The organism is Cupriavidus sp. SW-Y-13, assembly GCF_009793345.1.
Classification (GTDB): Bacteria; Pseudomonadota; Gammaproteobacteria; order Burkholderiales; family Burkholderiaceae; genus Cupriavidus.
On the sequence record NZ_WHLX01000002.1, the window covers coordinates 2,531,582 to 2,553,981 of the forward strand.

The following is a 22,400-nucleotide window of genomic DNA, read 5'->3' on the forward strand; positions in this document are numbered from 1 at the left end:
GCGCGAGATGCTCGGTCCGGAAGCGCTTATTGCGGCTGCAGATTGATCCGCTTCGCCATAGCGCGGAATTTTCCGGTCTCCGCCTGCAGGAAGCGCTGGGCGTCTGCCAGGGAGCTTGGCTTGGCCACTTCCGCGCCCGTTGCTTCCAGGCCGCTGGCTACCTGCGGATCTTGCAGCGTCTCGACGAGGGCCTGATGCAGGCGCGTGACCACCGCTTCCGGCGTGCCCTGTTTGACCATGATCCCGGCCCAGGTTGCCTGGTCGAAATCCTTCAACTGCGTGCCTTCACCGAAGGCCGGAATGGCCGGATCGGTCTTGCTGCGGCTGTTTCCCGCCCAGCCTACGAGTTTCAGCCTGCCCTGGTCTGCCAGGCCACGGAAACTGGTGGCATAAGGAAGGATCGCGAAATCGACATTCTTCCCGGCCAGGTCCTGGACGAGCGGTGCCATGCCTTTGTACGGGATATGGCTGACGCCGATGTGTGTACGCGTTGCCATGTCTTCGGTCACAAGGTGATACATCGAACCTGGACCGACGCTGCCATACGTCAGCGGCTTGGCAGGATTGGCCTTGGCGAGCGCGATGACCTCATCGACTGTGCGCGCCGGCAGGTCGGGCCGCGCCACCATCACCAGCCGGTTGACGGTTACCGGCGTCAGCAGCCGGAAGTCTTCGGTGCGCAGCTTGACCGCCGCGTTCGAGAGCGGCGCAAGGATGACCTCGTTGGGCGAGCCGAGGAAGATCATGTAGCCGTCGGCAGGCGCGTTCAATACCTTCTGTGCCGCCATGGCGCCGCTGACGCCGCCCAGGTTCTCGATCACCACGGGCTGGCCCAGCGCCTTCGAGAGGCGCGCGTTCATGCTGCGTGCAATCGCATCGGAGAGTCCGCCAGCCGGATACGGCACCATCAGCACCACCGGTCTGGAGGGATACGCGTCCGCCGCGCTCGCGCCGGGTGTGGCGAACAGGCCAACCGTGGCGACAGCGGCAAACGTGCAGCGGGCAAGCATTCGGCGAATCGGGTTCATGGCAGTCAGGCGGTGGGGTGGAAGAATTCGGTGGCAAGTGCCACCCAGAATGCCGCGCCCGTATCCAGGCAGCGGTCGTTGAAATCGTAGGAAGGGTTGTGCACGCTGCACGGGCCGGTCGGCACACCGTCCGCGTGGCCATTGTCGCCATTGCCGATCATCAGGTAGCAGCCGGGCCGCTCCGCCAGCATGTAGGCGAAGTCTTCGCTGGCGCAGAGCGGCGTGGCATCGTCATCGACGCAATCGTCGCCGTACAGCTTGCGCGCGACCTTCACGGCGAGCGCTGTCTCTGGCCCGGTGTTCACCAGCACGGGATAGCCGCGTTCATAGATGACGGTATGCCTCAGCCCGAACGTCGAAGCCTGGCCGGCAGCTACCTCGTGGATGCGCCGCTCGAGTAGCGCGCGCACGTCCGGCTGCAAGGCGCGGATGCTCAGTTCCAGTTCGGCTGATTCAGGGATGATGTTGTACGTGGTGCCCGCCTCAAGGCGCCCCACGGTAATGACGGCGGCGGCCTGCGGATCGACATTGCGCGCGACGATGCTTTGCAGCGCCATCACGGTTGACGCGGCGGCAATGGTCGGATCGGCCGCCAGTTGCGGCATGGCGCCGTGGCCGCCGACGCCGTGGAAGGTAATCACTGCACGGTCGGATGAAGCCATGAACGCGCCATCTGTCACATAGAAGCGTCCCACTGGGCGTCCCGGGTAGTTGTGCATGGCGAACACGGCATCGCACGGAAAGTTGTCGAACAGACCTTCGTCCATCATCCGCCGCGCTCCACCAGCGCCGCCCAGCTCCTCCGCCGGCTGGAAGATCAGGTGCAGCGTGCCGTTCCAGTCCACGCCCTGTTGCTGCATGGCTGCCAGATGCTGCGCCGCGCCCAGCAGCATGGCCGTGTGGCCGTCGTGTCCGCATCCGTGCATCTTGCCGGGCACCTCGCTGGCCCATGGCAGACCCGTGGCTTCCTGGATCGGCAGCGCGTCCATCTCGGCACGCAGACCGAGGCGGGGACCGCCATTGCCGAAGCGCAGCCGCCCGACGAGTCCTGTCCCCGCAATGCCGGTGGTGACGTCATAGCCCCACGTCTTCAGCTTCTCCGCGACAAAGGCGCTGGTCCGGAATTCTTCAAAGCCCAGTTCGGGATGGCGATGAAACTGGTGACGCCAAGCCGTCATGCTGTCTGCATCGGGAGTACTGAGGGTGGCGTGTGTCGCTTGGTTCATGGGCAATGGCGAGCGATTTGGTCTGCTCCATCATATGGCCCACGACGAAAACCAATTAGCGGTATATTTTCCGAGGTGAACACCCATGGTGTTCACCCCCTCCCGACATCCGCGAGTCCTTGCCATGCGCCAGCATCAGCTCCGAGCCCTTGTCCAGGTTGCCGAAAGCGGCACCATCCGCGCGGCCTCCCGCAGCCTGCATCTCAGCCAGAGCGCGCTGACCAAGGCGTTGCGCGAGTTGGAAGACGATGTGGGGACGGAGCTGCTGGTGCGCAGCCACAAGGGCGTGGATTTCACGGCGGCGGGACGCGTGCTGCTGACCAACGCGCGGCTGGCGCTGGCGTCTCTGGAACGGGCGCGTGACGAGATTCGGGCGCTGCAGGGTGGGGCCGGCGCGCATGTGACCGCCGCCGTCACGCCTTTGCTGGCGCTCGATGTGCTGCCCCGGGTCTGGGAGGCTTTCACGGCTCGGCAGCCCGACGCGACACTGTCGTTGAGCGAGGGCTTTCTTGCCGACCTGATTCCGCGTCTGATCGAAGGGCGGCTGGACTTCGCCATTGCCATTGCCGATCCAGAGGACCTTCCGCCCGAGCTCACTTTCGAGCCGCTGCTGGCGGTGACCGCCGTTCCCGCCGGCAGAGTGGGGCATCCGCTGGCCGGCGCGACGCACTGGGACGCATTGGCGGACGCCCAGTGGACGCTGAACCTCTCGCCGGGCAGCCAGAGCGAAACGCTGTTGGCATGGTTGCGGGCGAGCGGCCTGCCTGTGCCGCACCGAATCACGGCGTGCACATCGCCAACGCTGATGACGGAACTGATGCGGCGCACCGATGCGATCGGCTACTGCCCCACGCGGTTGCTGGCCGATCCGCTCTACAGCAACGGCCTGCAGGCTTTCTCTGCCCTGTCTCCACTACCGCCCGCCATGCAGGCGGGCCTGATCCGACTGCGCGCCATGCCACTGGGCACGTCGGCACGCATGCTGGCCGAGCTTTTCGTCAGGCAACTCGGGCGGTAGCGCGCGGGGATCGACCTGCGCACGGCACTGATCGATCGACAGGCGAAAAAAATCCCGGCAGGGCCGGGATTCTTTCTTACAGCGGTACGACTCAGAGACTTAGATCGGCTCGATCTTGGTCGCTGCCGGGCCCTTTTGGCCAACGCCTGCGACGTAGCGAACCTTCTGGCCTTCCTGGAGCGACTTGAAGCCGTTGCCCTGGATTTCCGAGAAGTGAGCGAACAGGTCGTTACCGCCTGCGTCCGGGGTGATGAAGCCAAAACCCTTCGAGTCGTTGAACCACTTAACAGTGCCGGTTTCCATGTGCGGATTCCTTAAAAAATAGATTCTCGCCAACCGATAACTGTTAGCGAGGCATGACGATCAAGGAAGAAACATGGAGAAAAGTGGCGCCACAGAGGGCTGGCACCTTGTGCTTCGGGTTGCTGCTTGAAGATCTTGCGGGAGTTTTTATACCCGTAACCGCAAAGGCTGTCAACACGGCTTCGGCGAATTTACGGTGACGCACGTGCGGTCGGCTGCACAACCTGCCTGGGTTCCGCGCAGAAGCCGCCGCCACGAATGGGTGGGGGCCGGTGGGCTCCCCCCATAGGTGGTATGATTCGCCAGCGCTCCCTTCATCGACATGTGTCGAACATCGCGCGCCGGCCGCAAGACAACATCACTAGAAGAGCAATAGCGGTCGATCGGGCTTGTGCCCGGTCTGTTCACGGCGACAGTCGCCGGCAAACCTCACCCCGCCCAGCGGCGCGTCCGCTCCGCAACCGATTCGCCAATACCGGCGCCGGTTGTGCAAGCAAGGCCTCCCTCACGACAGTTCGGTTTTCGCGATTTGCCATTCGGGCGAGAGGCGGCACCGATCACTGATTTCTGCAATGGCGACCGGCTGCCAGGAAAGCAAGGAACATCGCATGCCTCAGGGCATGAGGCATGTGCGTGCTGCACCCTGACCCGCTCCGCCACAACAAGGAGCATTTTTGGCTAAAGAAGAACTGGTGGAATTTGGCGGCAAGGTATCTGAAGTCCTGCCCGACAATCGCTTTCGCGTGATCCTGGAAAACGGCTTCGAAGTCTGGGCGTATTCGTCCGGACGCCTGAAGAAGAATCGCATTCGCGTGCTGGCTGGCGATCGCGTGACGCTGGAAATGTCGCCCTACGACCTGACAAAGGGCCGCATCAACTACCGCCACAAGAACTGATGGCGCAGCCAATGTCGACCAGCGAGGAATGGGAAGAATTGCATCTCACGCCTGCGGGCTGGGTTGCCGGTAGCTATCGGCATACTCCCTGGCCCGTGGTTGACGTGAGCCCGCCAGAAGGTGGTGTGCTGATGGTGCGCCGCCACGTCACCGCTACCTATTGCGGTCCGTCGCGTGCGGTGGAAGACCGCACGCCGCAAACGCAGGACATGGCGCTGATCGAATCGCTGCTGGCCCAATACGGTGGGCCCGAGTTCGGTATCTAGGCAATTCGCCGACCGGCGTTTTCAGCCCGGGCGATGGCGTCCTGCCCGGGTCGTCCTGCACATCTTTATCGTCCCGCCCTCACAGTCCTGCCACCGACTCGCCGGGCACCAGTCCGTCGATGATGTCGGAGCCGTGCTGCACGGCTGCGCGCTTGGCTTCGCCCACGTTTCCCCATTGCGTCACGGGAACGTGGAAGACCCGGCCATTGTCTGCGGATGGCTGTACGCCTTCGCGGCAGATCACCACGGAAGCCTTGTACGACCGATCCGGCCGGCGCTCGTGCCATTCGCGCGGCGGCTCGCATTTGTAGACCAGCGGATAGAGATCGAAACCCTTGCTGTTGGCGGCCGGGTGATTGTCCATTGCGTGCTCCTGTTCGTCTATCTGACGACTGTACGCTCTTTCCGCCCGGCCCAGTCAGTATTTCAGGCCCTTCCCAATTACTCCACCCGTGCGCCCGATCGTTCGACGATGGATTTCCATTTCCGGTAGTCGCTATCCACCAGATCGGAGAATTGCTTCGGCGTCATGAGCTTGGCCTCGGCGCCCTGGTCGTGGATGGCCTGGATGACTTCAGGCGTGGCGAGTACCTTGTTGACTTCGGCACCGATGCGTTCCACCACGCTGGCCGGCGTCTTGGCCGGCGCGAAGATCCCGTACCAGGTACTGACGTCAACGTCCTTGTAGCCGCTCTCCGCCACGGTGGGCACATTGGGCAGCGACGTGCTGCGGCTGGCCGATGTCACGGCCAGCGCGCGCAGCTTGCCGGCCTTCACTTGTGCAAGGGCCGAGGGGACGGATGCCACCATCAGGTCCACGTTGCCCGCCATGGCGTCCATCATCGCGGCGTTCGAGCCCTTGTATGGCACGTGCAGCAGCTTGATGCCGGCAGCCTGGCTGAAAATCTCGGCGGCCAGGTGGATCGTGGTGCCGTTGCCGGGCGAACCGTACTTGATGGATTCCGGATGCGACTTCGCGGCGGCCACCACATCGGCCAGCGTCTTGTACTTCGAATTGGCCGAGGTGACGATGACGATCGGGGTGTAGCCAACGTGGCTGATCGCGATCAGGTCACGCGACGGCACGTACGAGACGGTCTTGTAGAGCCACGGTGCCACGACGAGATTGTCTTTCTGGCCCATCACGAGTTCGTAGCCGGTGGGCGCCGCGCGTACGACTTCCGCAATGCCCAGCGTGCCGCCCGCGCCGGGTTTGTTGTCCGGCACGAACGTCCACTTGGTGGACTGCGATACCTGGTTGGCCACAAGGCGCGCCAGGATGTCGGTACCGCCGCCCGGCGGGAACGGAATCACCAGGCGGATCGGCTTGGCGGGAAAGCTGGTATCGGCAAGCGCCGGGGCCGTAGCCAGGCCGCTTGCCGTGACGACCAATGCGAGCGCCGCGTTCAGGAGGGTTCGCGCGGCGTTCCGGCGATCGATGTTTCGGAGGCGCGGCACCGCTGCGCAGGTTTGAGGCATGACAGATCCAGACAACGCGTGTTGGGTAATGACTAGCAGCGGCGGATTATACCGGCCGCGCCGCATCGATCTGTCCGGACTCGGAATACTCAGAACGTGGCTGGGGAGTTCACCCAGAGCACACGCGCTACCACGTCGCCAACATTGCGATAGCCGTGCGGCACCTGACTGGAAAACGTGAAGGCGTCGCCGGGACCGATCCGGTGGATGTCGTCGCCAAGCATCAGTTCAAGGTGTCCTTCAAGCACATAGCCCACTTCCTCGCCCTGATGCTCGATCTGCCCGTCGCTGGCCTGACCGGGCCAGACGATGTGGATGTTGGCCTGCAGCAGCCCGCCGCGCTTGGGCAATACCACGCGTTCCAATGCCACGCCGCCTGCGCGGATGACGGGGCGTTCGCCGTTGCGCAGGATGGGCGACTGGTTGGGTTCCTCTTCGCTGGTCAGCGTGCCGATGTTGGTGTCCAGCGCCACAGCCAGCCGGTGCAGCGTGGTGAAGGACGGCGTGGCCAATCCGCGCTCGACCTTGGAGATCAGGCTTTCGGAGCAGCCGGCCTTGCCGGCCAGTTGCAGCAGCGTGTAGCCGGCAACCAGCCGGGCGTGGCGCAGTTTGACGCCAAGCGTCAGCGTGGCCGACTTGCTGTCGGCCGGTTCGGGAGTGGGGCGCGCGGTCTTTGCCATGCGGTCGATATCGGTGGGGGCGGAGGCCGGGCGCCGGAGCCTCGGGGATTTCAGCGGCAGGCCAGTTCCGCGACAGTGTAAGCCAGTGCCTTCGCCCCGAGGAACAGTTCGGTAGCGTCGGTGTCTTCGGCGGCATTGTGGCTGATGCCGCCCTTGCTCGGGACGAAGATCATCGCCGTGGGGCAATGGTCGGCCAGATACATGGCGTCGTGGAAGGCGCCCGATGTCAGCCGCATCGGCATGGCCCGGCCCGCCTGTTCGCTGGCGCGTGTGCACGCGCGTTCGATCGCATCGAGCATGGTGCCGGGAAAATGCGTGGGCGTGCGATGGAAGAATCGCTCCACGGTGACGGCATCGCTCGCCTGTGCATGACGCACGCACGCAGCGCGCAGTGCGGCTTCGGCGCGGTCCAGCGCAGCGTCATCGAGGCAACGCATGTCCACCGTGAACGACACATGGCCCGGAATCGTGTTCACCGAGTTGGGCGCTACGGTCCAGCGGCCCAGCGTGAGGCGCAACTCGTTGCTGCCTGCTGCGGCATCGCGCGGTGCCAGCGCGTAAAGCTCTTGTGCGATGGCGACGGCCACGGCCATGGCATCGCGTCGCACGGCCATTGGCGTGGTGCCTGCATGGGCCATCGTGCCGGCACAGTCCACGCGGAACCAGCGCACGGCCTGGATGCCGGTGACCACGCCCAGCGGCACATTCGCGGCTTCGAGTACCGGTCCCTGTTCGATATGGAGTTCGACGCAGGCCGCCATCGGGCGCGGCATGGGCAGGCGCGGCACATCGGCGCTGGCAGTGAGCGCGGCATCCAGTGCGTCGCCAAAGCGCACGCCAGCCGGATCCACCGCGTCGCGATAGATGGCCAGCCGACCGGGATCGACGAATGCACTCGATCCCATGGCACCGGGACCGAAGCGGCTGCCTTCCTCGTTGGTCCACGACACCACCTCGATGGGTCGCCGGGTTTCGACACCGGCAGCGTTAAGTGCCGCGATGACTTCGAGTCCGGCCAACACGCCATAGGCGCCGTCGTACTTGCCGCCGACGGGTTGGGTATCGGCATGGCTGCCGGTGAGCACCGGAGGCAGGTCTTCGCGACCGGGGCGGCGGAAGAACAGGTTGCCGCAATCGTCGGTACTGACTTCACAGCCGAGTGCGCGTGCCTGTTCGATCAAGTGGCGACGTGCGGCAAGGTCGATATCGGTCAGCGTCTCGCGAGAGACGCCGCCATCATCGCGTCCGCCAAAGCGGGCCAGCGCGGCCAACGATGCGGCCAGTCGCGCGGCATCGACGTGATCCTGTACGGTACCTGCAATCTCTGCGTGCGCGGAAGGCGAGTCGGTGAAATTCAATCTGTGCTCCGGAATGCGTGGAAGGCAGGCGCTTATCGCGCTTGCAGCGACATCTCAAGTTGATGGGCAACGGCCAGTACGCGTGCATCGGCATGGCGCGCGGCGGTGACGGTCACACCCACCGGCATGCCCGTGACACCGGTACCCGTCGGCACATGCACGCACGGCGTGCCGAGCAGCGTCCACATGCGGCAGAAGATCGGGTCGCCCGTGGCTTGCAGGCCCGCAGGCGCTTCGCCTTCCGCGCTGGGTGCGAGGATGGCGTCGAACCCTGCCAGGGCTTCGGCGAGTGCCAGACGTGCACGCTCGGCCAGCGCCAGCGCTGCGTGAAAGCGTTCACCCGATACGGCGCGACCCGCTTCGAGTTGCCGCACGAACGCGGCGCTGAACTGCGCTGATGGGTTGCGTGCCTCGGGTGCAAAGGCGGCCACGGCCTCGAAGGCCATGATGTCCATCTGGGCTTCGGTCAGGCCTTCGCATGCAGCGGGAAGGTCGAATGCGTGAACGGTGGCACCTTCGCGTTCCAGTGCGCGCACCGCGGTGTCGAGCGCGGCGCGTGCGTCGGCGCTCGCGCGCTCCCAGTGCGGTGTACGGCAGACGCCGATGCGCAGCGGTGTGCGTGCTGCCAGTGTCGCGTTGGCAATCGATGCATCGCGCGCAAGCGTGCCGATGAACAACGCGGCATCATCCACGCGGCGCGCAAGCACGCCAACGGTATCGAGACTCGGCGATAGCGGCTTGATGCCGGCCAGCGGCAACGTGGCGTGCGTGGGTTTGTAGCCGATCACGCCGCAGTACGAAGCAGGGCGGATCACGGAGCCTGCGGTCTGCGTGCCGAACGCGAGCGGCACCATGCCAGCCGCCACGGCTGCGGCGGAGCCGCTCGACGATCCACCCGGTGTATGGGGCCGATCTGCGGGCGCGCGCGGATTACGCGTGGGGCCAGGCTGGAACGTGGCGAATTCCGTGGTGACCGTCTTGCCGACAATCACTGCACCCGCATCGCGTGCCAGCGCCACGGCTGCTGCATCGATGGTTGGTTGATGCCCGCGATAGATTGGCGAGCCGTATGTGGTCGGCATGTCGATCGTATCCATCAGGTCCTTGGCGCCGATGGGCACGCCTTGCAGCGCGGCAGTGCCGCCTACGGTGTCGTTGGCCCGTGCCTGCGCAATCGCGGCGTCGGTGCCCACTTGTTGCCATGCCAGGATGCCCGGCTCCAGCGACGCGATGCGGGCCAGCGCCGCGCGTGTCACGGTCTCCGCCGTGAGATCGCGCTGCGCGATCATCGTGGCCAGCGTGCGCACCGGAAAATCGAGAAAATCGTCCATGATCGTCTGCCTCAAATCCGTGGGTCAGCCGAAGTACGCTGCGCGTACTTCGTCGTTCTCGCGCAGCGCCTGTGCCGTACCTTGCGCCACTACGCGGCCCTGCGAGAGCACATAGCCGTGGTGCGCGATGGCCAGCGTCTGGCGCGCGTTCTGTTCGACGAGCAGCACGGTCATGCCCAGGGCGTTGATCTGCTGGATGACCTTGAAGTTCTCTTTCACGTACAGCGGCGAGAGGCCGAGCGAAGGCTCGTCGATTACCAGCAGGCGAGGCTGTGCCATCAGCCCACGGCCAATCGACACCATCGCCTGTTCGCCGCCTGACATCGTGCCCGCGAGTTGCCCAGACCGCTCGCGCAGGCGCGGAAAGATCTCGTAGACATTGGCGATGCGTTCGCGCACCGTGGCGGGATTCGCTTCGAGAAAAGCGCCCAGCGCGAGGTTTTCGGCGACGGTCATGCGCGGAAACACCTTGCGGCCTTCCGGGATGCACGCAATGCCGCGCGCGATGATGTTGTGCGTCTTCTCGCCCGCGAGGTCGTCGCCATCCCACAGGATGCGGCCTTTGCGCGGCGGCGTGAGACCGAGGATCGAACGGATCAGCGTGCTCTTGCCCGCGCCGTTGGCGCCGAGGATGCAGGTGATCTTGCCCGGCGGCACCTCGATGGACACATCGTGCAGCACGTTGACCTTGTCATAGCCCGTGGTCAGCCCTTCCACGCGCAGTGTGGTGTCACTCTGGCTCATGCGGCTTCCTCTCCCAGGTAGGCGGTCTGCACGTCGGGGTCGGCGGTGATCTCTGCGTAGGTGCCTTCGGCAATCTTCTTGCCGTAGTTCAGCACGATGCAGCGATCCGTGATCCGCTCGATCACGTTCATCTCGTGTTCGATCAGCACGACGGACAGGTCCTTCAACTTGCCCCGCACCTGCAGGATGTCGTTCATCAGTTCGTGGGTCTCGTCATGCGTCATGCCTGCCGAGGGTTCGTCGAGCAGCAGCAGGCGCGGGCGGCTCAGCAGCGCGCGGCACACCTCGATACGGCGGCGGTCGATCATGGTGAATGTTTCCACCGGTTCGAACAGTCTCGCCGCCAGCGGCGGACTGAAGATGTTCAGCAGTTCCAGCACGGATTCCACATAGCGGTCGTATTCGGCCTTGAACGCCTTGCGGCGGAACAGGTTGAACACAAGACCGTGGCTCATGTTCTGGTAGTCGCCGATCACGATGTTGTCGAACACGGTCAGCGGCAGCGACAGTCGCGAGCGCTGGAACGTGCGCGCCACGCCGCTGCGGTAGATCTGCTGCGGCGTCTTGCCGATGACCTGCTCGCCGTCATGCGTGATGGTGCCTGCGGTGGCCTTGTAGATGCCGGTCAGGACATTGAAGAACGTAGTCTTGCCGGAGCCGTTGGGCCCCAGCAGGCCAAGGATCTCGCCGCGATGGATCTCCAACTGCAGCTTGTCCAGCGCGGTCAGCCCACCAAAGCGCATCGTCAGGTCGCGTACCTCGATCATTGCGTGGCTCATTGCGCATCCTTTCGCGGGAAGAACAGCCGCGTCTTGCGGGGCATCAGGCCATCAGGGCGGAACAACAGGATCACGATGACCAGCGCCGCGTAGAACAGGAAGCGGTATTCCTGGATGAACTGCAGCTTCTCTGGCAGCACCAGCACGATGATGGCGGCGGGCACCAGGCCCACCACATTGCCAAGGCCGCCCAGAATCACGATCGACAGCATCAGCAGCGAGTCGGCGAACGTGAAGTTGTTGGGCGCCACGAACGCGGTGACCATGCCGTAGACACTGCCGGCCACCCCGGCAAAGAAGTTGCCGAGCATGAAGGCGATGACTTTCCAGCGCGCGATATGCAGGCCGAACGTGGCCGCAGCGGTTTCATCGGTGCGCACCACGTCCATGGCCAGGCCCACCCACGACCGTTCCAGCGCCTTGACGATTGCGAACGTACCGGCGCAGATCAGCAGACTCAGCAGCGCGTAGCTCGCATAAAACGAGATGTCGACGCCAAACAGCGTCACGCCCTCGTTGAACTGGAAGCCGAACAGCGTCATGCCGGGAACCTGCAAGCCTTGCGGGCCGCCTAGCACGTCGTTGACTTCGAGGAAGGTCTTGAACAGGATGCCGAACGCAATGGTCACCAGCGCGGCGTAGTGTCCGCGTGTACGCAGCACCGGCGCGATCAGCAGCGAGCCAATCACGGCCGCTGCGATGCCAGAGAGCGCAATCACCAGCAGATGCGGAATGGGCGTGTGCGCAGCCAGTACGGCCGTGGTGTAGGCGCCGATACCGAAGAACGCTGCACCGGCAAAGTTCGAAACACCGGCAAAGCCGAACTGCACGGTCAGGCCCAGGCATGCCGTGGTGTAGAGCAGCACGGCGCACAGCATCAGCAGCACGAAGTGGCTCTCGTGGAACAGCACGATCAGTGCGAGCGTACCGCCCAGTGCCCAGAGGCGCGATTGCCCGGGGCGATGTGCGGCGGCTTGTTCGACGGTTTTCACCAGCCCCAGCTTTCCGGCTGCGAACAACGCCACCACGGCCACGGCCAGCAGCACGCCAACGGCGATCTGCGATTCAGCATGCAGGAAGAAGTACAGATAGGCGACCAACGCCACGGCTGCGATGGCGAGCACGGCGGCCGGACGGCGACGCAGGCCGCCAGTCTCTGCGGCGGATGGCGTGATCGGTTGAGAGACGTTGTCAGACACGTTCACTGGCTTTCTCCGCAATGAGTCCGGTCGGCTTGAAGGCCATCAGCACGATGACCACGGCAAAGGCAAACACGTCCTTGTAGGCGCTGGGAATGTCGGGTACCAGTGCAGGCAGCAGGGCACTGCCGAGCACCTGCAGTGCCGCAAACAGGAAGCCGCCCAGGATGGCGCCGTAGAGGTTGCCCAGTCCGCCGAGAATGGCGGCGGCAAAGCCGATCACGCCGAGCAGCAGACCCACATTGAAATTGATTTCGTTGTAGTAGAGGCCGTTCATCACACCGGCCAGCGCGGCCATGGCCGAGCCCAGCGCAAACGTGGCCAGCACCACCACTTCGAAGTTGATGCCCATCAGCCGTGCGGTCTCGCCGTCCTGCGCCACGGCGCGGATGGCCATGCCGAAGCGCGTGCGGGTGATCAGCAGGTGTACGCCGATGATGATGGCTACGCCGGCGGCCAGCAGGATCAGGTTGTCCACGCGCAGCGTCAGTGCGCCGAGCGAGAACTGGCCGCTTGGCAGCAAGGCCGGAAACGGCTTCGGGTTCGAGCCATCGGGGTAGAACAGGCGCACGGCTTCACGCAGCACCGTGCCCAGCATCAGCGTGGCCAGCAGCGTGTTGAGCGGCGGCGCGCGGCGCAGCGGCAGGATGAGCAATCGCGCAATGCCGGCACCGAGCAGGCCGGTCACCACCACCGCGCATACCACCACGGCCAGCAACTGCAGCAGCGGCGACTCCACATGCAGCGCCACCACGCCTGCCGAGGCGGCCAGGCCGGCGAACGCGCCCACCATCAGCACGTCGCCGTGCGAGAACTTGATCACGTCGAGCACGCCAAAGAACAACGTGAACCCCACGGCGACCATCGCGTAGATCATGCCGAGCATCAGCCCGTTGAATACGTACTGCCCCAATACACTCATTCGCTTTCCCCCGAATTCCGGATGGCACGGTCCGGGCGACGCACGTTGCGCGCTGCCCGGACGCAACGCTTACAGGCCGGACAGCTTCTTCTTGCCGCGGCCATAGGCGCTGTCTTCCCAGATCACCCACTTGCCGTCTTCCACCACGTACTTGGTGATCAGCGGCACGATGTTCTGGCCGTGCTCGTCGAAGGTGACCTTGCCGATGATGGTGTCCACGTCCTTGGTGCCGTTGAGCATGTCACGCACCTTCTTGCGGTCCGGGCCTACCTTCTCCACGGCATCCATGATCAGGTTGGCTGCGGAGAACGCGAACGGGCCGTAGGCTTCGGGCGGCTCGCCGTATTTCTGCTGGGTGTAGCGTTCCATGAAGAACTGGCCGCCTGGCAGCTTTTCCAGCGGGGCGCCTTCGATGAAGGCCAGCGAGCCTTCGGAGAGCGGCTTGCCCACGCCTTCGATATAGGCGTCGGACTTGATGCCCGACGTGCCTTCGAACTGGGCCTTGATGCCGAGCTTCTCCATCTGGGTGCGGATGCGCACGCCCAGCGGCGTGAGGCCGCCGAAATAGACCACGTCCGGCTTGAGTTCGCGGATCTTGGTCAGCTCCGTGGTGAAGTCCTGCTGGTCGGCGGTCACGCCAAAGGTGCCGACGATGGTGCCGCCGTCCTTCTTGAGGAATTCACTGAAGTACTTGTTGTGGCCTTTGCCGTAGTCCGTGGTGTCGTGGATGATCGCCCACTTCTTGTACCCCAGGCCCGTCATGAACTTGGCGGCCACTTCGCTCTGGTTGATCATCGTGCCGTTAACACGCATGATCTCCTTGAAGTTGTTGCCGTAGGTGACTTCGGGCAGCACCGCGCCCCACACCACGGCCGGCATGCCGAAGCGGTTGTAGACGCCTACCGTGCCCATTGCCACGGCGGAGCAGAAGTGGGTCACGCCGCCGACGATGGACTTGTCCGCTGCGATCTTGGTGGCCACTTGCACGCCCACGTTTGGGCGGCACTCGTCGTCCTGGACCACGAGTTCGTAGGTGTATTTGGCTTTCGGATCGGCATTGCGCAGGCGCACGGCCAGGTCTGCCGAGTTGCGGCCACCGAGGCCGATCGACGACACGCCACCGGTCAGCGGACCCACAAACGCGATCTTGACGACTTCCTTGGCCTGCACGGGCGCGGCCATCAAGGCCATGCCGGCGGCGGCTGCCACGGCGGCGGCTACTGCGATTTGTTGCTTGCGCACTCTCTTCCCCCTGGGTTGGACGACATGGTCGGGACCCAAACCGATGCGGAAAGTCTTCTGCACCGTATTCAAGTCACTTGAATCCTATGCAATGCCCATGCCAGACCGCAAATATCGCTAACCCCTAGTGCTGAGGGAGGGTGGCGGACGGTTTTTCCTCTTGTGGTGCGGGCTGGCGGTGCGCGGCATGCCCGATCGGCGCGCATCGGGCACGCTCGCGGTGCGCCGCACTGGAGGAACCGGGAACGGAAGTAGCGGACAAGGGCCGCAATCATCCCTTCGTATAAGGCCGGCATGCGAGTGCGCTACCAGGGTTGTGCCATCGGGCAATGCACAGGCGGGGCCCGCCTGCCTACTATTGGCTCACAGGGCGCGCGAGTGTGCCGCCAAGGGGGAAAACATGGATCAATCTGCCGGACTCGAAGTGATTCGCCTGCGCGCCGCTGCGTCGGCCCTGACGCAGGATGCGCGGTTGTGGCGCTGGTTCTCTGACCAGATGGAAGAACATCGCCTGAACTGCGAGCGCAACCGCGATTTCTGGCGCATCACCGTCGCGGGACGTGAACTGGCCTGTGACCGTTCATTCGACGTGGCCGTGCGTGCCGCCTACACGTTGAGCCGCGCGCTGGAGGCGCTGTAGTCACCCGACGTGCCTCGTCGTATCGAAGGCGCCATCGCGGTGCAGTCAGTCGGCGTCCATGCCGATGACGCCTGGCGTTTTGCAAAATCTGAAAAAGCATTGATAATCCGCCTCGCGTAGGGCGGATTCACGTCGGCGGCGGGCGCTTACCTATCAGTGGCCCGCGTTTTTCGTCGCGTCATTATGCAGCTCCGGCTTATCCGCCGCAGCCTGTCCGCCCGCCTGCGCCACGCGCTGCGTGCCTCGGGAAGATCCCCGGAGCCGGGCAGGATGTCACACCAGATGCATAGTGAGAGTTGCGATGAACGGCAGGGCCGCCATGTTGAGCGAACAATTTGACGATGCGGCCGATGGCGCCGACGCGGGGAGCGATGGAGACGGCGTGGTGCTGGTCGTGGACGACGACCGCGACGTGCGGCATGCGTTGTCTGGCCTGTTCCGCTCGATCGGACTCGCCACGGCATCGTTTGCATCGGGCGAGGAACTGCTTGCCCATGGATTCCCGGACCGGCCCACCTGCATCGTGCTCGATGTACGGTTGCGCGGCGCCAGCGGACTCGACCTGCAACATCAACTGAACGACGCGGGCAAGCGTGCCTCCATTGTCTTTATCTCGGGCTACGGCGATGTGCCGATGACCGTGGCGGCGATGAAGGCCGGCGCCGTCAACTTCATCGCCAAGCCCTTCCGCGAACAGGACCTGCTCGACGCAGTGAACGAGGCGCTGCAGCGCGATCGCGAGCGCCGTCAGGCCACGTCGCAGACGCGACAACTGCGCGAACGCTTTGGCGGACTGACCGGCCGCGAGCAGGAAGTCATGCAACTGCTGGTGCGCGGGCTGATGAACAAGCAGGTGGCAGACAGCCTCGGCATCAGCCAGGCCACCGTCAAGATCTATCGCGGACAGGCCATGCGCAAGATGCAGGCCCGCACGTTCGCCGAACTGATCATCATGGCGCAGACACTGGGCCTGGTGCAGGCCGACGATATCCCGCACGTCCAGCCGGTGGGTGCCGGCCAGCGTCAGGCTACGGCGTAGCGCATCAATCTTCCGGACGGGACTTCAGGGCGTTCTCGATGCAGTCGAGGATATCGGTGTCCTGGAACGGCTTGCTGAGAAAGCAGGTGGCACCAGCGGCGCGGGCCCGCTGCTCGTAGCCTTCGTGGGCAAAGGCGGTCATGAAGATCACCGGCATCTTGTGTCCGGCCGCACGCAGGGTCTCGCACAGCGTGAAGCCGTTCATGACCGGCATCTGTACATCGGTGATGACACAGGCGATATCCGCCAGCAACGGCGATTGCAGCAGTTCCGGACCGCCGCCATAGAGTTCGACAGCCATGTCGAGGGAGCGCACCAGTCGTCCGATGGCATGCCTGACTGAAGCGTCGTCATCGACGATGGCAATCATGGGGATGGCAGTCACACGCGTTCCTTGAATAGTCTTGAGCGGCGATACAGCTCACCGCTTGCTCGCAGCATAATCCGGGTGGCTCCTGCCCCCAATCATACGGTGGTATTGCCAGGGCGCCGGAAGCCCCTCCGCTGACTGGCGGGAGACCCTCCGCAGGGCCCGCCCGCACGCAAAAGCCGCACAAGGATATGCGCTTCGGAACGACTCCGCCACGATTCAGCGCAGATTCATACCATGGTATGAGTTCACGATGGAGCGTGCCCAGCGGTGCCGCCAATCATGTCAGAAGCTGTGCCGCATGCCGAGTGCAAAGGTCTGCGGATCCGCGCCCGCGCTGACGCCAAGTTCGTTGATGGCAAAGTCATAGACTGCATTGCGCTTGTTGTTGATGCGGCTGTAGAACGCAAACAGCGCCGTGCGCTTGGACAGCGGATAGTCGTAGCCGACCGTGAACTGCGTGGCGCCCGTCTGCGAACCGCTGCGGAAGAAGCCAACCGTATCGGTCGATGATCCCGTGCCGTTTGCCGCCAGCGCGAAGCCCACCCGCACGCTGCCCACGCCAACCTGCTGCACCAGCGACGCGTAATAGCCATTGCGTTGCAGGTCGCCCGTATCGGTGCGGTAATGCAAATGTTCATAGAGTGCCGAGATCCGCGTGCCGGGGAGCAACTGGTAGGCGACGCCAACCTTGATGGCATCGTCGTTGCGTCCAGCCGCCTGGTAGTGCTGGTGCATCTCGTAGGCGACAGTCGCGTTCAGCGGTCCCTTGTCGTAGACCACGGCCGCCGAATAGAGCGCGGGATTGCGCGGCACGGTGGTCTTTTCTTCGGGCAATCCCCAGCCCAGCCAGACGCTGACGCCGGCCATCTGCGGCGAGCGGTATTGCACGATGTTCTTCTGGCGCCGGTCAAACGAACTGGTGTCCTGCACGTTGTCCGACGTCGAGGTCGAGCCATTGCCGATCAGCGCCATATACCCCGCGGTGGTGGGGTAGTACGGATCGTAGGCCATCGTTGCTTCGGTGTACGGCGTATGCCAGTGGCCCATGAACAGCAGGCCGTAATCGCCCTGCAACCCGATGCGCGAGTTGCGTGTGGCAATGCCGCCCTGGCCGTTGTCGATCGACAGGTTGCTTTCGATCTGCCACAGCGCCTTGAGCGAGCCACCGAGGTCTTCCTCGCCGCGCAGGCCCCAGACGGAGCGGTAGTTGGTCTGGCGCACTACGCTGCCGAGCGAGGTGCCATCGGTGGCCGTGCTGGCGCGCGAGTACTCGATGGCGGTGTTGAGACGGCCGTAGAGGGTGACGGTGCTGGCGAGGGCGGGAAGCGGTAGTGCGGCGAGAACGGTTAGCAGCAGACGCAGGCGCTTGCCCTCTCCCCCGGCCCCTCTCCCGCCGAGCGGGAGAGGGGAGCAAATATCGCGGGAGAGGGGAGCAAACCGTCGGGAATGCAATCCTTCAATGTGCCGACGCATCGCCATCCTTCTTCTCGTTCGATGCCACCAGCGGGCCCGGCGTGCCGGTGATCTTCGGCACGCATTCGGAGTGGAACCATGCGGCAGTGACCGGTTCGCCGGCGATCATGCGCTTGATGGGCGGCACGACCTGTTCGCCGATCAGCATGCCCAGCAGGCCGAGCAAGGCCACGGCGGGCGGCGCAGGCGAACGGACCTGCATCAGCGCATAGATGATGCCGACGAGCACGCCGGCACCGAGGGAGACGAGATAGATTTTCATGGTGGCTATCGATATGTTGTGAAGGATCAGCGTGCGTCCGGCGGCAGTCCCACGCCCAGCAGGTGGCGCACACGCGGCGGCTCGGTGCCCACGTGGAAGCCCGCCACGCCACGTTGCAAGTCGGCATCGGCATTGGGCACGCGACGATGCTGGCGCATGTGCTCGGCCCACGATTCGACGAGGAACCATTCGGTCAGCAGTTCCGGATCGGTGGGGTCTTCCATCACGCCCCAGCTGAACGCGCCATCGCGCAGGCGTTCTTCGGAGAGGCCATGCACGGCGCGCAGGAACGCGTCGCGGCTGGCAGCCGGGATGCAGTACTCGATCAGGATCATGACGGGGCCACGATCATGCGCGATCTCGTCGGCCATCTCGGGTTCGGCCCAGTGGCGTGCAGGTGCCAGGTCTTCCTCACCGCGCGGCAGGCGGATGCGATGCAGCAATATCGCCGCCACCACGAGGCCGATGCCCGCGATCAGCAGCGCATGGGGCGTGCCCATGGCTTGCGCCACGAAACCCCACAGCAGGCTGCCGCCAGCCAGCGCGCCGTTGAATACCATCTGGTACACCGACAGCGCGCGGCCACGTACCCAGTTCGGCAGGATGGCCTGCGCGGCACCGCCCAGCGTGGTCAGCGCCATGATCCATGCGGCGCCGAGCACCAGCAGCAGCGGCAGCGCCAGCCAGACCGGCGGCGCAAACGACAGGCCCGCCATGACGGCAGCCGTGGCGATGGCCGAGGCAAGCACCACGCCGTCGCTGTCGAGCTTCTTCTGCAGCGCAGGCATCGTCAGTGCGCCGGCGATGGCGCCTGCACCCACGGCGCCAAGCAGCACGCCATAGAGTCCGGCGCCGCCGTGCAGCAATTGCTTGGCGACGAGCGGCAACAGCGCCCAGACACTGCTGCCGAAAGCGAAATGCACCGCCGCGCGCAGCAACACGATATGCAGCTTGCTGTGGGCGCGCGTGAAGCGCAGCCCGGCGCGGAAGGCGCTGAAGAAGTGCTCGCGCAGCGGATCGCTGGCCTGCTTCGGACGCTTCCACCACACCAGTGCGCCGATCACGAAGATATAGCTGACGAGGTCGGCGCCATAGGTCACTGCCGCGCCAAAGCCGGCCAGCAGCAGGCCACCCGTGGCGGGGCCGATGGCGCGTGCGATGTTGACGCCGAGCGCGTTCAGCGCCACGGCTTGCCGCAGCGTGTTGGATGGCACCAGTTCCGGCACGATGGATTGCCACGTCGGTCCCATCATCGCTGCGCCGATACCGCCCACGAAGGCCAGGCCGATCAGCAGTTCGATGGTCAGCCCGTTCTGCCACGAAAGTAGCGCCAGCGTGCCGCTGACACCCGCGAGCAGGAACTGAATGGCGATCAGGAAGCGTCGGCGGTCGAGGATGTCTGAGAGCACGCCGGCCGGAATCGCCAGCAGGAAGACGGGCAGCGTAGCGGCAGCCTGGATGGTGGCGACGGCGGCGGGCGACGAGGAAAGATCGGTGGCCAGCCAGGCGCTGGCCACGTCGCGCATGAAGCTGCCGACGTTGCCGAGCACCGTGGCTACCCACAGCACGGCGAACGTGGGCTGCGCCAGCGGCGCGAACGATCCTGCCGGCTTGGCGGTTGCGGTGGCCTGCGTCATGCGCGGCCCCGCTGGTTCAGGTCATGCCAGGCTACGAGAATGAAGCCACCCACGAGACCGAGGTGTTCGAAGAACGCGTTCATCAACATGAACTGCGCTTCGGGCGGAGCGCTCCAGAAACGGTTGGCGAGGAACATCGCACCCAGCGTGAAGGCGGCCAGCGCGAGTGCGCCGAGCCAGCGGAAGACGCCGAGCAGGATCATGGCCGGTGCAGCCAGCTCGAGTGCGATGGTGGCGGCAGCCAGCGGCACCGCAGGCGACAGGCCAAAGTGCTGCATCTCGGCCACGGCACCCGGGAAATCGAACAGCTTGACGAGTCCGCCTTGCAGATAGGCCGCGCAGAGCAGCAGCAGGGCGAGCCAGTGGAGCCAGCGGGGGAGGTGCCGCTGATGACCGCCGGCTACCGCCAGCGAGGATGAGGAAGGGGGCATGGCGGGTTCTCCGGGGAATTCAGAAAATCGGGTGAGGCGTTTCTTGCTCCCCTCTCCCGCGAAGTGGGAGAGGGGCTGGGGGTGAGGGCGGGGGGTTCTGCTTGCTGATATCGCAGTTAGAACCGCTGGCCCTCTCCCCCGCCCCCTCTCCCGCAGAGCGGGAGAGGGGAGACAACATAGCGGAGTGGTGAGGTATCAGAACGCCCAGCAAGAACATCCCAGCGCGCCCCAGAACGTGCTTTCGTCCGAAGTCGGTGCGCTGGTGGTCCACGCCTTGGCGTGGGCATGGCCGTGAACGCCGCAGGAGCTGGCGCAGCCGCAGGCGGTGTTCATCGCCAGCTTGGTTTGCGCCGTGGGGCGTGGCTGGTACTTGCTGCCGTGGCGGGCCGGCGACCAGTCCGGCATGGCCGGCGGAATCTCGGGCGAGAGCTTGTCGAACTCGTGGTCGCCATAGACCACCTTGCCGCCGAGCACGGTCATCACCGAGGTGATGTCCTGGATGTCGTCGCCCGGCACGGCGAAGTAGTCGGCGGAGAGCACGGCCAGGTCGGCCAGTTGACCGGCCTTGATCTGGCCCTTCTTGCCTTCTTCCGACGAGAACCACGTGTTGGCTTCGGTCCACAGGCGCAGTGCGGTTTCGCGATCGAGCAGGTTGGCCTGCGGATACATCGACATGCCGCCCACGGTCTTGCCCGTGGTCAGCCAGTACAGCGAGACCCACGGGTTGTACGAGGCCACGCGCGTGGCATCGGTGCCTGCGCCAACCTTGACACCTTTTTCCAGCATCTTCTTGATCGGCGGCGTGGCTTCGGCAGCCTTGGCACCGTAGCGTTCGACGAAGTACTCGCCTTGATACGCCATGCGGTGCTGCACGGCGATACCGCCGCCCAGTGCCGCAATACGGTCGATGTTGCGATCGGTGATCGTCTCGGCGTGGTCGAAGAACCAGTTCAGGCCGGTGAACGGCACGTCCTTGGCCACCTTCTCGTAGACGTCCAGCGCGCGCGTGATGGTTTCGTTGTAGGTGGCGTGCAGACGCCACGGCCAGCGCTTTTCGGCCAGCAGGCGGATCACGGGTTCGAGATCGCCTTCCATCGACGGCGGCATGTCCGGACGCTCGACGCGGAAGTCCTCGAAATCGGCAGCGGTGTAGACGAGCATCTCGCCCGCGCCGTTGTGGCGATAGAGATCGTCGCCCTGGCCTGGCTTGACCGTCGATGTCCAGGTCTTGAAGTCCGACAGTTCTTCCTTCGGCTTCTGCGTGAACAGGTTGTAGGCCAGGCGCACCGTGAGCTGCCCATCGCGGTGCAGTTCCTCGATGATGTTGTAGTCCTCAGGATAGTTCTGGTAGCCGCCGCCAGCATCGATCACGCCAGTCACGCCCAGGCGGTTCACTTCGCGCATGAAATGGCGCGTGGAGTTCTTCTGGTACTCGGCCGGCAGCTTCGGACCCTTGGCCAGCGTGGCGTACAGGATGGTCGCGTTCGGCTTGGCCAGCAGCAGGCCGGTCGGATTGCCAGCCTTGTCGCGAATGATCTCGCCGCCCGGTGGGTTCGGCGTGTCCTTGTTGTAGCCCACGGCGCGCAGCGCGGCGGCGTTCAGGATGGCGCGGTCGTACAGGTGGAGGATGAACACGGGCGTATCGGGCGCCGCGGCGTTCAGTTCCTCGATGGTCGGCAGGCGCTTCTCTGCGAACTGGTGTTCGGTGAAGCCACCCACCACGCGCACCCATTGGGGCGCGGGAGTGCGGGCGACCTGGTCCTTCAGCATGCGCATGGCGTCGGCCAGCGATCGCACGCCGTCCCAACGCAGTTCCATGTTGTAGTTCAGGCCACCACGAATGATGTGCATGTGGCTGTCGATCAGCCCGGGAATGGCCCGCCGGCCATTCAGGTCCACTACCTTCGTTGTCGCGGCCGCGAGCTTCATGACCTCGTCGCGCGTGCCCACGCTGACGAAGCGGCCATTCTGGATGGCCACGGCGTCAGCTTGCGGGTTGGACTTGTCAAGGGTGGTGAACTTGCCGTTGACGAGGATGAGGTCGGGAGTCGAGGACGGTGACATGGCAAAAAGC

Annotated in this window: 24 protein-coding genes; 5 read left to right on the forward strand and 19 right to left on the reverse strand. The window is 64.6% G+C overall.

The window, feature by feature from the left end; genetic code table 11:
* Positions 1 to 26: 26 nt before the first annotated feature.
* Positions 27 to 1,010 carry a tripartite tricarboxylate transporter substrate binding protein gene (locus tag GA566_RS26785; RefSeq protein ID WP_160474527.1) on the reverse strand — a complete coding sequence of 328 codons (984 nt, stop codon included), beginning with the start codon at positions 1,008 to 1,010 and terminating at the stop codon, positions 27 to 29.
* Between the two features lie 23 nt (positions 1,011 to 1,033).
* A complete protein-coding gene (locus GA566_RS26790) occupies positions 1,034 to 2,254 on the reverse strand; it encodes a M20 aminoacylase family protein (protein WP_237380691.1) in 1,221 nt (406 codons plus the stop codon).
* 85 nt (positions 2,255 to 2,339) lie between these two features.
* Here GA566_RS26790 and GA566_RS26795 point away from each other — a divergent pair, with 85 nt between their 5' ends.
* Complete coding sequence (locus GA566_RS26795) at positions 2,340 to 3,272, forward strand: LysR substrate-binding domain-containing protein (RefSeq protein WP_237380693.1); 933 nt, start codon at positions 2,340 to 2,342, stop codon at positions 3,270 to 3,272.
* 99 nt (positions 3,273 to 3,371) lie between these two features.
* On the opposite strand, the gene GA566_RS26800 is transcribed toward GA566_RS26795, so the two are convergent.
* Positions 3,372 to 3,575 (reverse strand): cold-shock protein, encoded by a 204-nt coding sequence (locus tag GA566_RS26800; protein WP_010812830.1) that lies wholly within the window; start codon positions 3,573 to 3,575, stop codon positions 3,372 to 3,374.
* 674 nt (positions 3,576 to 4,249) lie between these two features.
* Between GA566_RS26800 and infA the strand changes: the two genes are divergently transcribed.
* Positions 4,250 to 4,471 carry a translation initiation factor IF-1 gene (gene infA, locus GA566_RS26805; protein ID WP_101682497.1) on the forward strand — a complete coding sequence of 74 codons (222 nt, stop codon included), beginning with the start codon at positions 4,250 to 4,252 and terminating at the stop codon, positions 4,469 to 4,471.
* Positions 4,472 to 4,482: 11 nt separating this feature from the next.
* Positions 4,483 to 4,737: a translation initiation factor 1 gene (locus tag GA566_RS26810; RefSeq protein ID WP_137926638.1), complete on the forward strand. Its 255-nt coding sequence runs from the start codon at positions 4,483 to 4,485 to the stop codon at positions 4,735 to 4,737.
* Positions 4,738 to 4,816: 79 nt separating this feature from the next.
* Here the strand turns inward: GA566_RS26810 and GA566_RS26815 are convergent, their stop codons facing one another.
* From GA566_RS26815 to GA566_RS26860, 10 genes are all read right to left on the reverse strand, one after another.
* A complete protein-coding gene (locus tag GA566_RS26815) occupies positions 4,817 to 5,101 on the reverse strand; it encodes a hypothetical protein (protein ID WP_137926610.1) in 285 nt (94 codons plus the stop codon).
* Between the two features lie 77 nt (positions 5,102 to 5,178).
* Positions 5,179 to 6,216, reverse strand: a complete 1,038-nt coding sequence (locus GA566_RS26820; protein ID WP_160474528.1) for a tripartite tricarboxylate transporter substrate binding protein — start codon at positions 6,214 to 6,216, stop codon at positions 5,179 to 5,181.
* Between the two features lie 89 nt (positions 6,217 to 6,305).
* Positions 6,306 to 6,896 carry a helix-turn-helix domain-containing protein gene (locus GA566_RS26825; protein WP_137926608.1) on the reverse strand — a complete coding sequence of 197 codons (591 nt, stop codon included), beginning with the start codon at positions 6,894 to 6,896 and terminating at the stop codon, positions 6,306 to 6,308.
* Positions 6,897 to 6,946: 50 nt separating this feature from the next.
* Entirely contained in the window at positions 6,947 to 8,254 is a 1,308-nt protein-coding gene (locus GA566_RS26830) for a M20 family metallo-hydrolase (RefSeq protein WP_160474529.1), read from the reverse strand.
* A 32-nt stretch (positions 8,255 to 8,286) separates the two neighbouring features.
* The gene (locus GA566_RS26835; RefSeq protein ID WP_160474530.1) at positions 8,287 to 9,585 is read right to left on the reverse strand and encodes an amidase; all 1,299 of its coding nucleotides are present in this window, start codon (positions 9,583 to 9,585) and stop codon (positions 8,287 to 8,289) included.
* 24 nt (positions 9,586 to 9,609) lie between these two features.
* On the reverse strand, positions 9,610 to 10,329 hold the full coding sequence (locus GA566_RS26840) for an ABC transporter ATP-binding protein (RefSeq protein ID WP_137926605.1): 720 nt from the start codon (positions 10,327 to 10,329) through the stop codon (positions 9,610 to 9,612).
* Positions 10,326 to 11,108, reverse strand: coding sequence for an ABC transporter ATP-binding protein (locus GA566_RS26845; RefSeq protein WP_137926604.1), 783 nt, complete (start codon positions 11,106 to 11,108; stop codon positions 10,326 to 10,328). Before GA566_RS26845 ends, GA566_RS26840 begins: the two co-directional genes overlap by 4 nt.
* Entirely contained in the window at positions 11,105 to 12,313 is a 1,209-nt protein-coding gene (locus GA566_RS26850; protein WP_137926603.1) for a branched-chain amino acid ABC transporter permease, read from the reverse strand. The genes GA566_RS26845 and GA566_RS26850 overlap by 4 nt, the downstream gene beginning before the upstream one ends.
* Positions 12,300 to 13,229, reverse strand: coding sequence for a branched-chain amino acid ABC transporter permease (locus GA566_RS26855; RefSeq protein WP_137926602.1), 930 nt, complete (start codon positions 13,227 to 13,229; stop codon positions 12,300 to 12,302). Before GA566_RS26855 ends, GA566_RS26850 begins: the two co-directional genes overlap by 14 nt.
* A gap of 69 nt (positions 13,230 to 13,298) precedes the next feature.
* Positions 13,299 to 14,420: a branched-chain amino acid ABC transporter substrate-binding protein gene (locus GA566_RS26860; RefSeq protein ID WP_171020459.1), complete on the reverse strand. Its 1,122-nt coding sequence runs from the start codon at positions 14,418 to 14,420 to the stop codon at positions 13,299 to 13,301.
* A gap of 451 nt (positions 14,421 to 14,871) precedes the next feature.
* Here GA566_RS26860 and GA566_RS26865 point away from each other — a divergent pair, with 451 nt between their 5' ends.
* Positions 14,872 to 15,111 carry a hypothetical protein gene (locus tag GA566_RS26865; RefSeq protein WP_137926600.1) on the forward strand — a complete coding sequence of 80 codons (240 nt, stop codon included), beginning with the start codon at positions 14,872 to 14,874 and terminating at the stop codon, positions 15,109 to 15,111.
* A gap of 319 nt (positions 15,112 to 15,430) precedes the next feature.
* Positions 15,431 to 16,150 carry a response regulator transcription factor gene (locus GA566_RS26870; protein ID WP_160474531.1) on the forward strand — a complete coding sequence of 240 codons (720 nt, stop codon included), beginning with the start codon at positions 15,431 to 15,433 and terminating at the stop codon, positions 16,148 to 16,150.
* Between the two features lie 4 nt (positions 16,151 to 16,154).
* Here the strand turns inward: GA566_RS26870 and GA566_RS26875 are convergent, their stop codons facing one another.
* The 6 genes from GA566_RS26875 to GA566_RS26900 all read right to left on the reverse strand — a co-directional run bounded on the left by GA566_RS26875 (position 16,155) and on the right by GA566_RS26900 (position 22,390).
* A complete protein-coding gene (locus GA566_RS26875) occupies positions 16,155 to 16,535 on the reverse strand; it encodes a response regulator transcription factor (RefSeq protein ID WP_249359514.1) in 381 nt (126 codons plus the stop codon).
* A gap of 270 nt (positions 16,536 to 16,805) precedes the next feature.
* Positions 16,806 to 17,996 (reverse strand): porin, encoded by a 1,191-nt coding sequence (locus GA566_RS26880; protein ID WP_160474532.1) that lies wholly within the window; start codon positions 17,994 to 17,996, stop codon positions 16,806 to 16,808.
* Positions 17,980 to 18,258 (reverse strand): XapX domain-containing protein, encoded by a 279-nt coding sequence (locus GA566_RS26885; RefSeq protein ID WP_137926597.1) that lies wholly within the window; start codon positions 18,256 to 18,258, stop codon positions 17,980 to 17,982. Before GA566_RS26885 ends, GA566_RS26880 begins: the two co-directional genes overlap by 17 nt.
* A 26-nt stretch (positions 18,259 to 18,284) precedes the next feature.
* A complete protein-coding gene (locus GA566_RS26890; protein ID WP_160474533.1) occupies positions 18,285 to 19,895 on the reverse strand; it encodes an MFS transporter in 1,611 nt (536 codons plus the stop codon).
* Positions 19,892 to 20,326 (reverse strand): DoxX family protein, encoded by a 435-nt coding sequence (locus GA566_RS26895; protein ID WP_160474534.1) that lies wholly within the window; start codon positions 20,324 to 20,326, stop codon positions 19,892 to 19,894. Before GA566_RS26895 ends, GA566_RS26890 begins: the two co-directional genes overlap by 4 nt.
* Positions 20,327 to 20,521: 195 nt before the next feature.
* Positions 20,522 to 22,390 (reverse strand): amidohydrolase, encoded by a 1,869-nt coding sequence (locus GA566_RS26900; protein WP_202126874.1) that lies wholly within the window; start codon positions 22,388 to 22,390, stop codon positions 20,522 to 20,524.
* Positions 22,391 to 22,400: the final 10 nt, after the last annotated feature.

Excerpts from the sequence above, each read along its gene's own strand:
- GA566_RS26785 (WP_160474527.1), bottom strand. The coding sequence starts at position 1,010 with ATGCTTGCCCGCTGCACGTTTGCCGCTGTCGCCACGGTTGGCCTGTTC.
- GA566_RS26790 (WP_237380691.1), bottom strand. The coding sequence starts at position 2,254 with ATGAACCAAGCGACACACGCCACCCTCAGTACTCCCGATGCAGACAGC.
- GA566_RS26795 (WP_237380693.1), top strand. The coding sequence starts at position 2,340 with ATGGTGTTCACCCCCTCCCGACATCCGCGAGTCCTTGCCATGCGCCAG.
- GA566_RS26800 (WP_010812830.1), bottom strand. The coding sequence starts at position 3,575 with ATGGAAACCGGCACTGTTAAGTGGTTCAACGACTCGAAGGGTTTTGGC.
- GA566_RS26810 (WP_137926638.1), top strand. The coding sequence starts at position 4,483 with ATGTCGACCAGCGAGGAATGGGAAGAATTGCATCTCACGCCTGCGGGC.
- GA566_RS26815 (WP_137926610.1), bottom strand. The coding sequence starts at position 5,101 with ATGGACAATCACCCGGCCGCCAACAGCAAGGGTTTCGATCTCTATCCG.
- GA566_RS26820 (WP_160474528.1), bottom strand. The coding sequence starts at position 6,216 with ATGCCTCAAACCTGCGCAGCGGTGCCGCGCCTCCGAAACATCGATCGC.
- GA566_RS26825 (WP_137926608.1), bottom strand. The coding sequence starts at position 6,896 with ATGGCAAAGACCGCGCGCCCCACTCCCGAACCGGCCGACAGCAAGTCG.
- GA566_RS26835 (WP_160474530.1), bottom strand. The coding sequence starts at position 9,585 with ATGGACGATTTTCTCGATTTTCCGGTGCGCACGCTGGCCACGATGATC.
- GA566_RS26840 (WP_137926605.1), bottom strand. The coding sequence starts at position 10,329 with ATGAGCCAGAGTGACACCACACTGCGCGTGGAAGGGCTGACCACGGGC.
- GA566_RS26845 (WP_137926604.1), bottom strand. The coding sequence starts at position 11,108 with ATGAGCCACGCAATGATCGAGGTACGCGACCTGACGATGCGCTTTGGT.
- GA566_RS26855 (WP_137926602.1), bottom strand. The coding sequence starts at position 13,229 with ATGAGTGTATTGGGGCAGTACGTATTCAACGGGCTGATGCTCGGCATG.
- GA566_RS26860 (WP_171020459.1), bottom strand. The coding sequence starts at position 14,420 with ATGGCCTTGATGGCCGCGCCCGTGCAGGCCAAGGAAGTCGTCAAGATC.
- GA566_RS26865 (WP_137926600.1), top strand. The coding sequence starts at position 14,872 with ATGGATCAATCTGCCGGACTCGAAGTGATTCGCCTGCGCGCCGCTGCG.
- GA566_RS26870 (WP_160474531.1), top strand. The coding sequence starts at position 15,431 with ATGTTGAGCGAACAATTTGACGATGCGGCCGATGGCGCCGACGCGGGG.
- GA566_RS26880 (WP_160474532.1), bottom strand. The coding sequence starts at position 17,996 with ATGCGTCGGCACATTGAAGGATTGCATTCCCGACGGTTTGCTCCCCTC.
- GA566_RS26885 (WP_137926597.1), bottom strand. The coding sequence starts at position 18,258 with ATGAAAATCTATCTCGTCTCCCTCGGTGCCGGCGTGCTCGTCGGCATC.
- GA566_RS26890 (WP_160474533.1), bottom strand. The coding sequence starts at position 19,895 with ATGACGCAGGCCACCGCAACCGCCAAGCCGGCAGGATCGTTCGCGCCG.
- GA566_RS26895 (WP_160474534.1), bottom strand. The coding sequence starts at position 20,326 with ATGCCCCCTTCCTCATCCTCGCTGGCGGTAGCCGGCGGTCATCAGCGG.
- GA566_RS26900 (WP_202126874.1), bottom strand. The coding sequence starts at position 22,390 with ATGTCACCGTCCTCGACTCCCGACCTCATCCTCGTCAACGGCAAGTTC.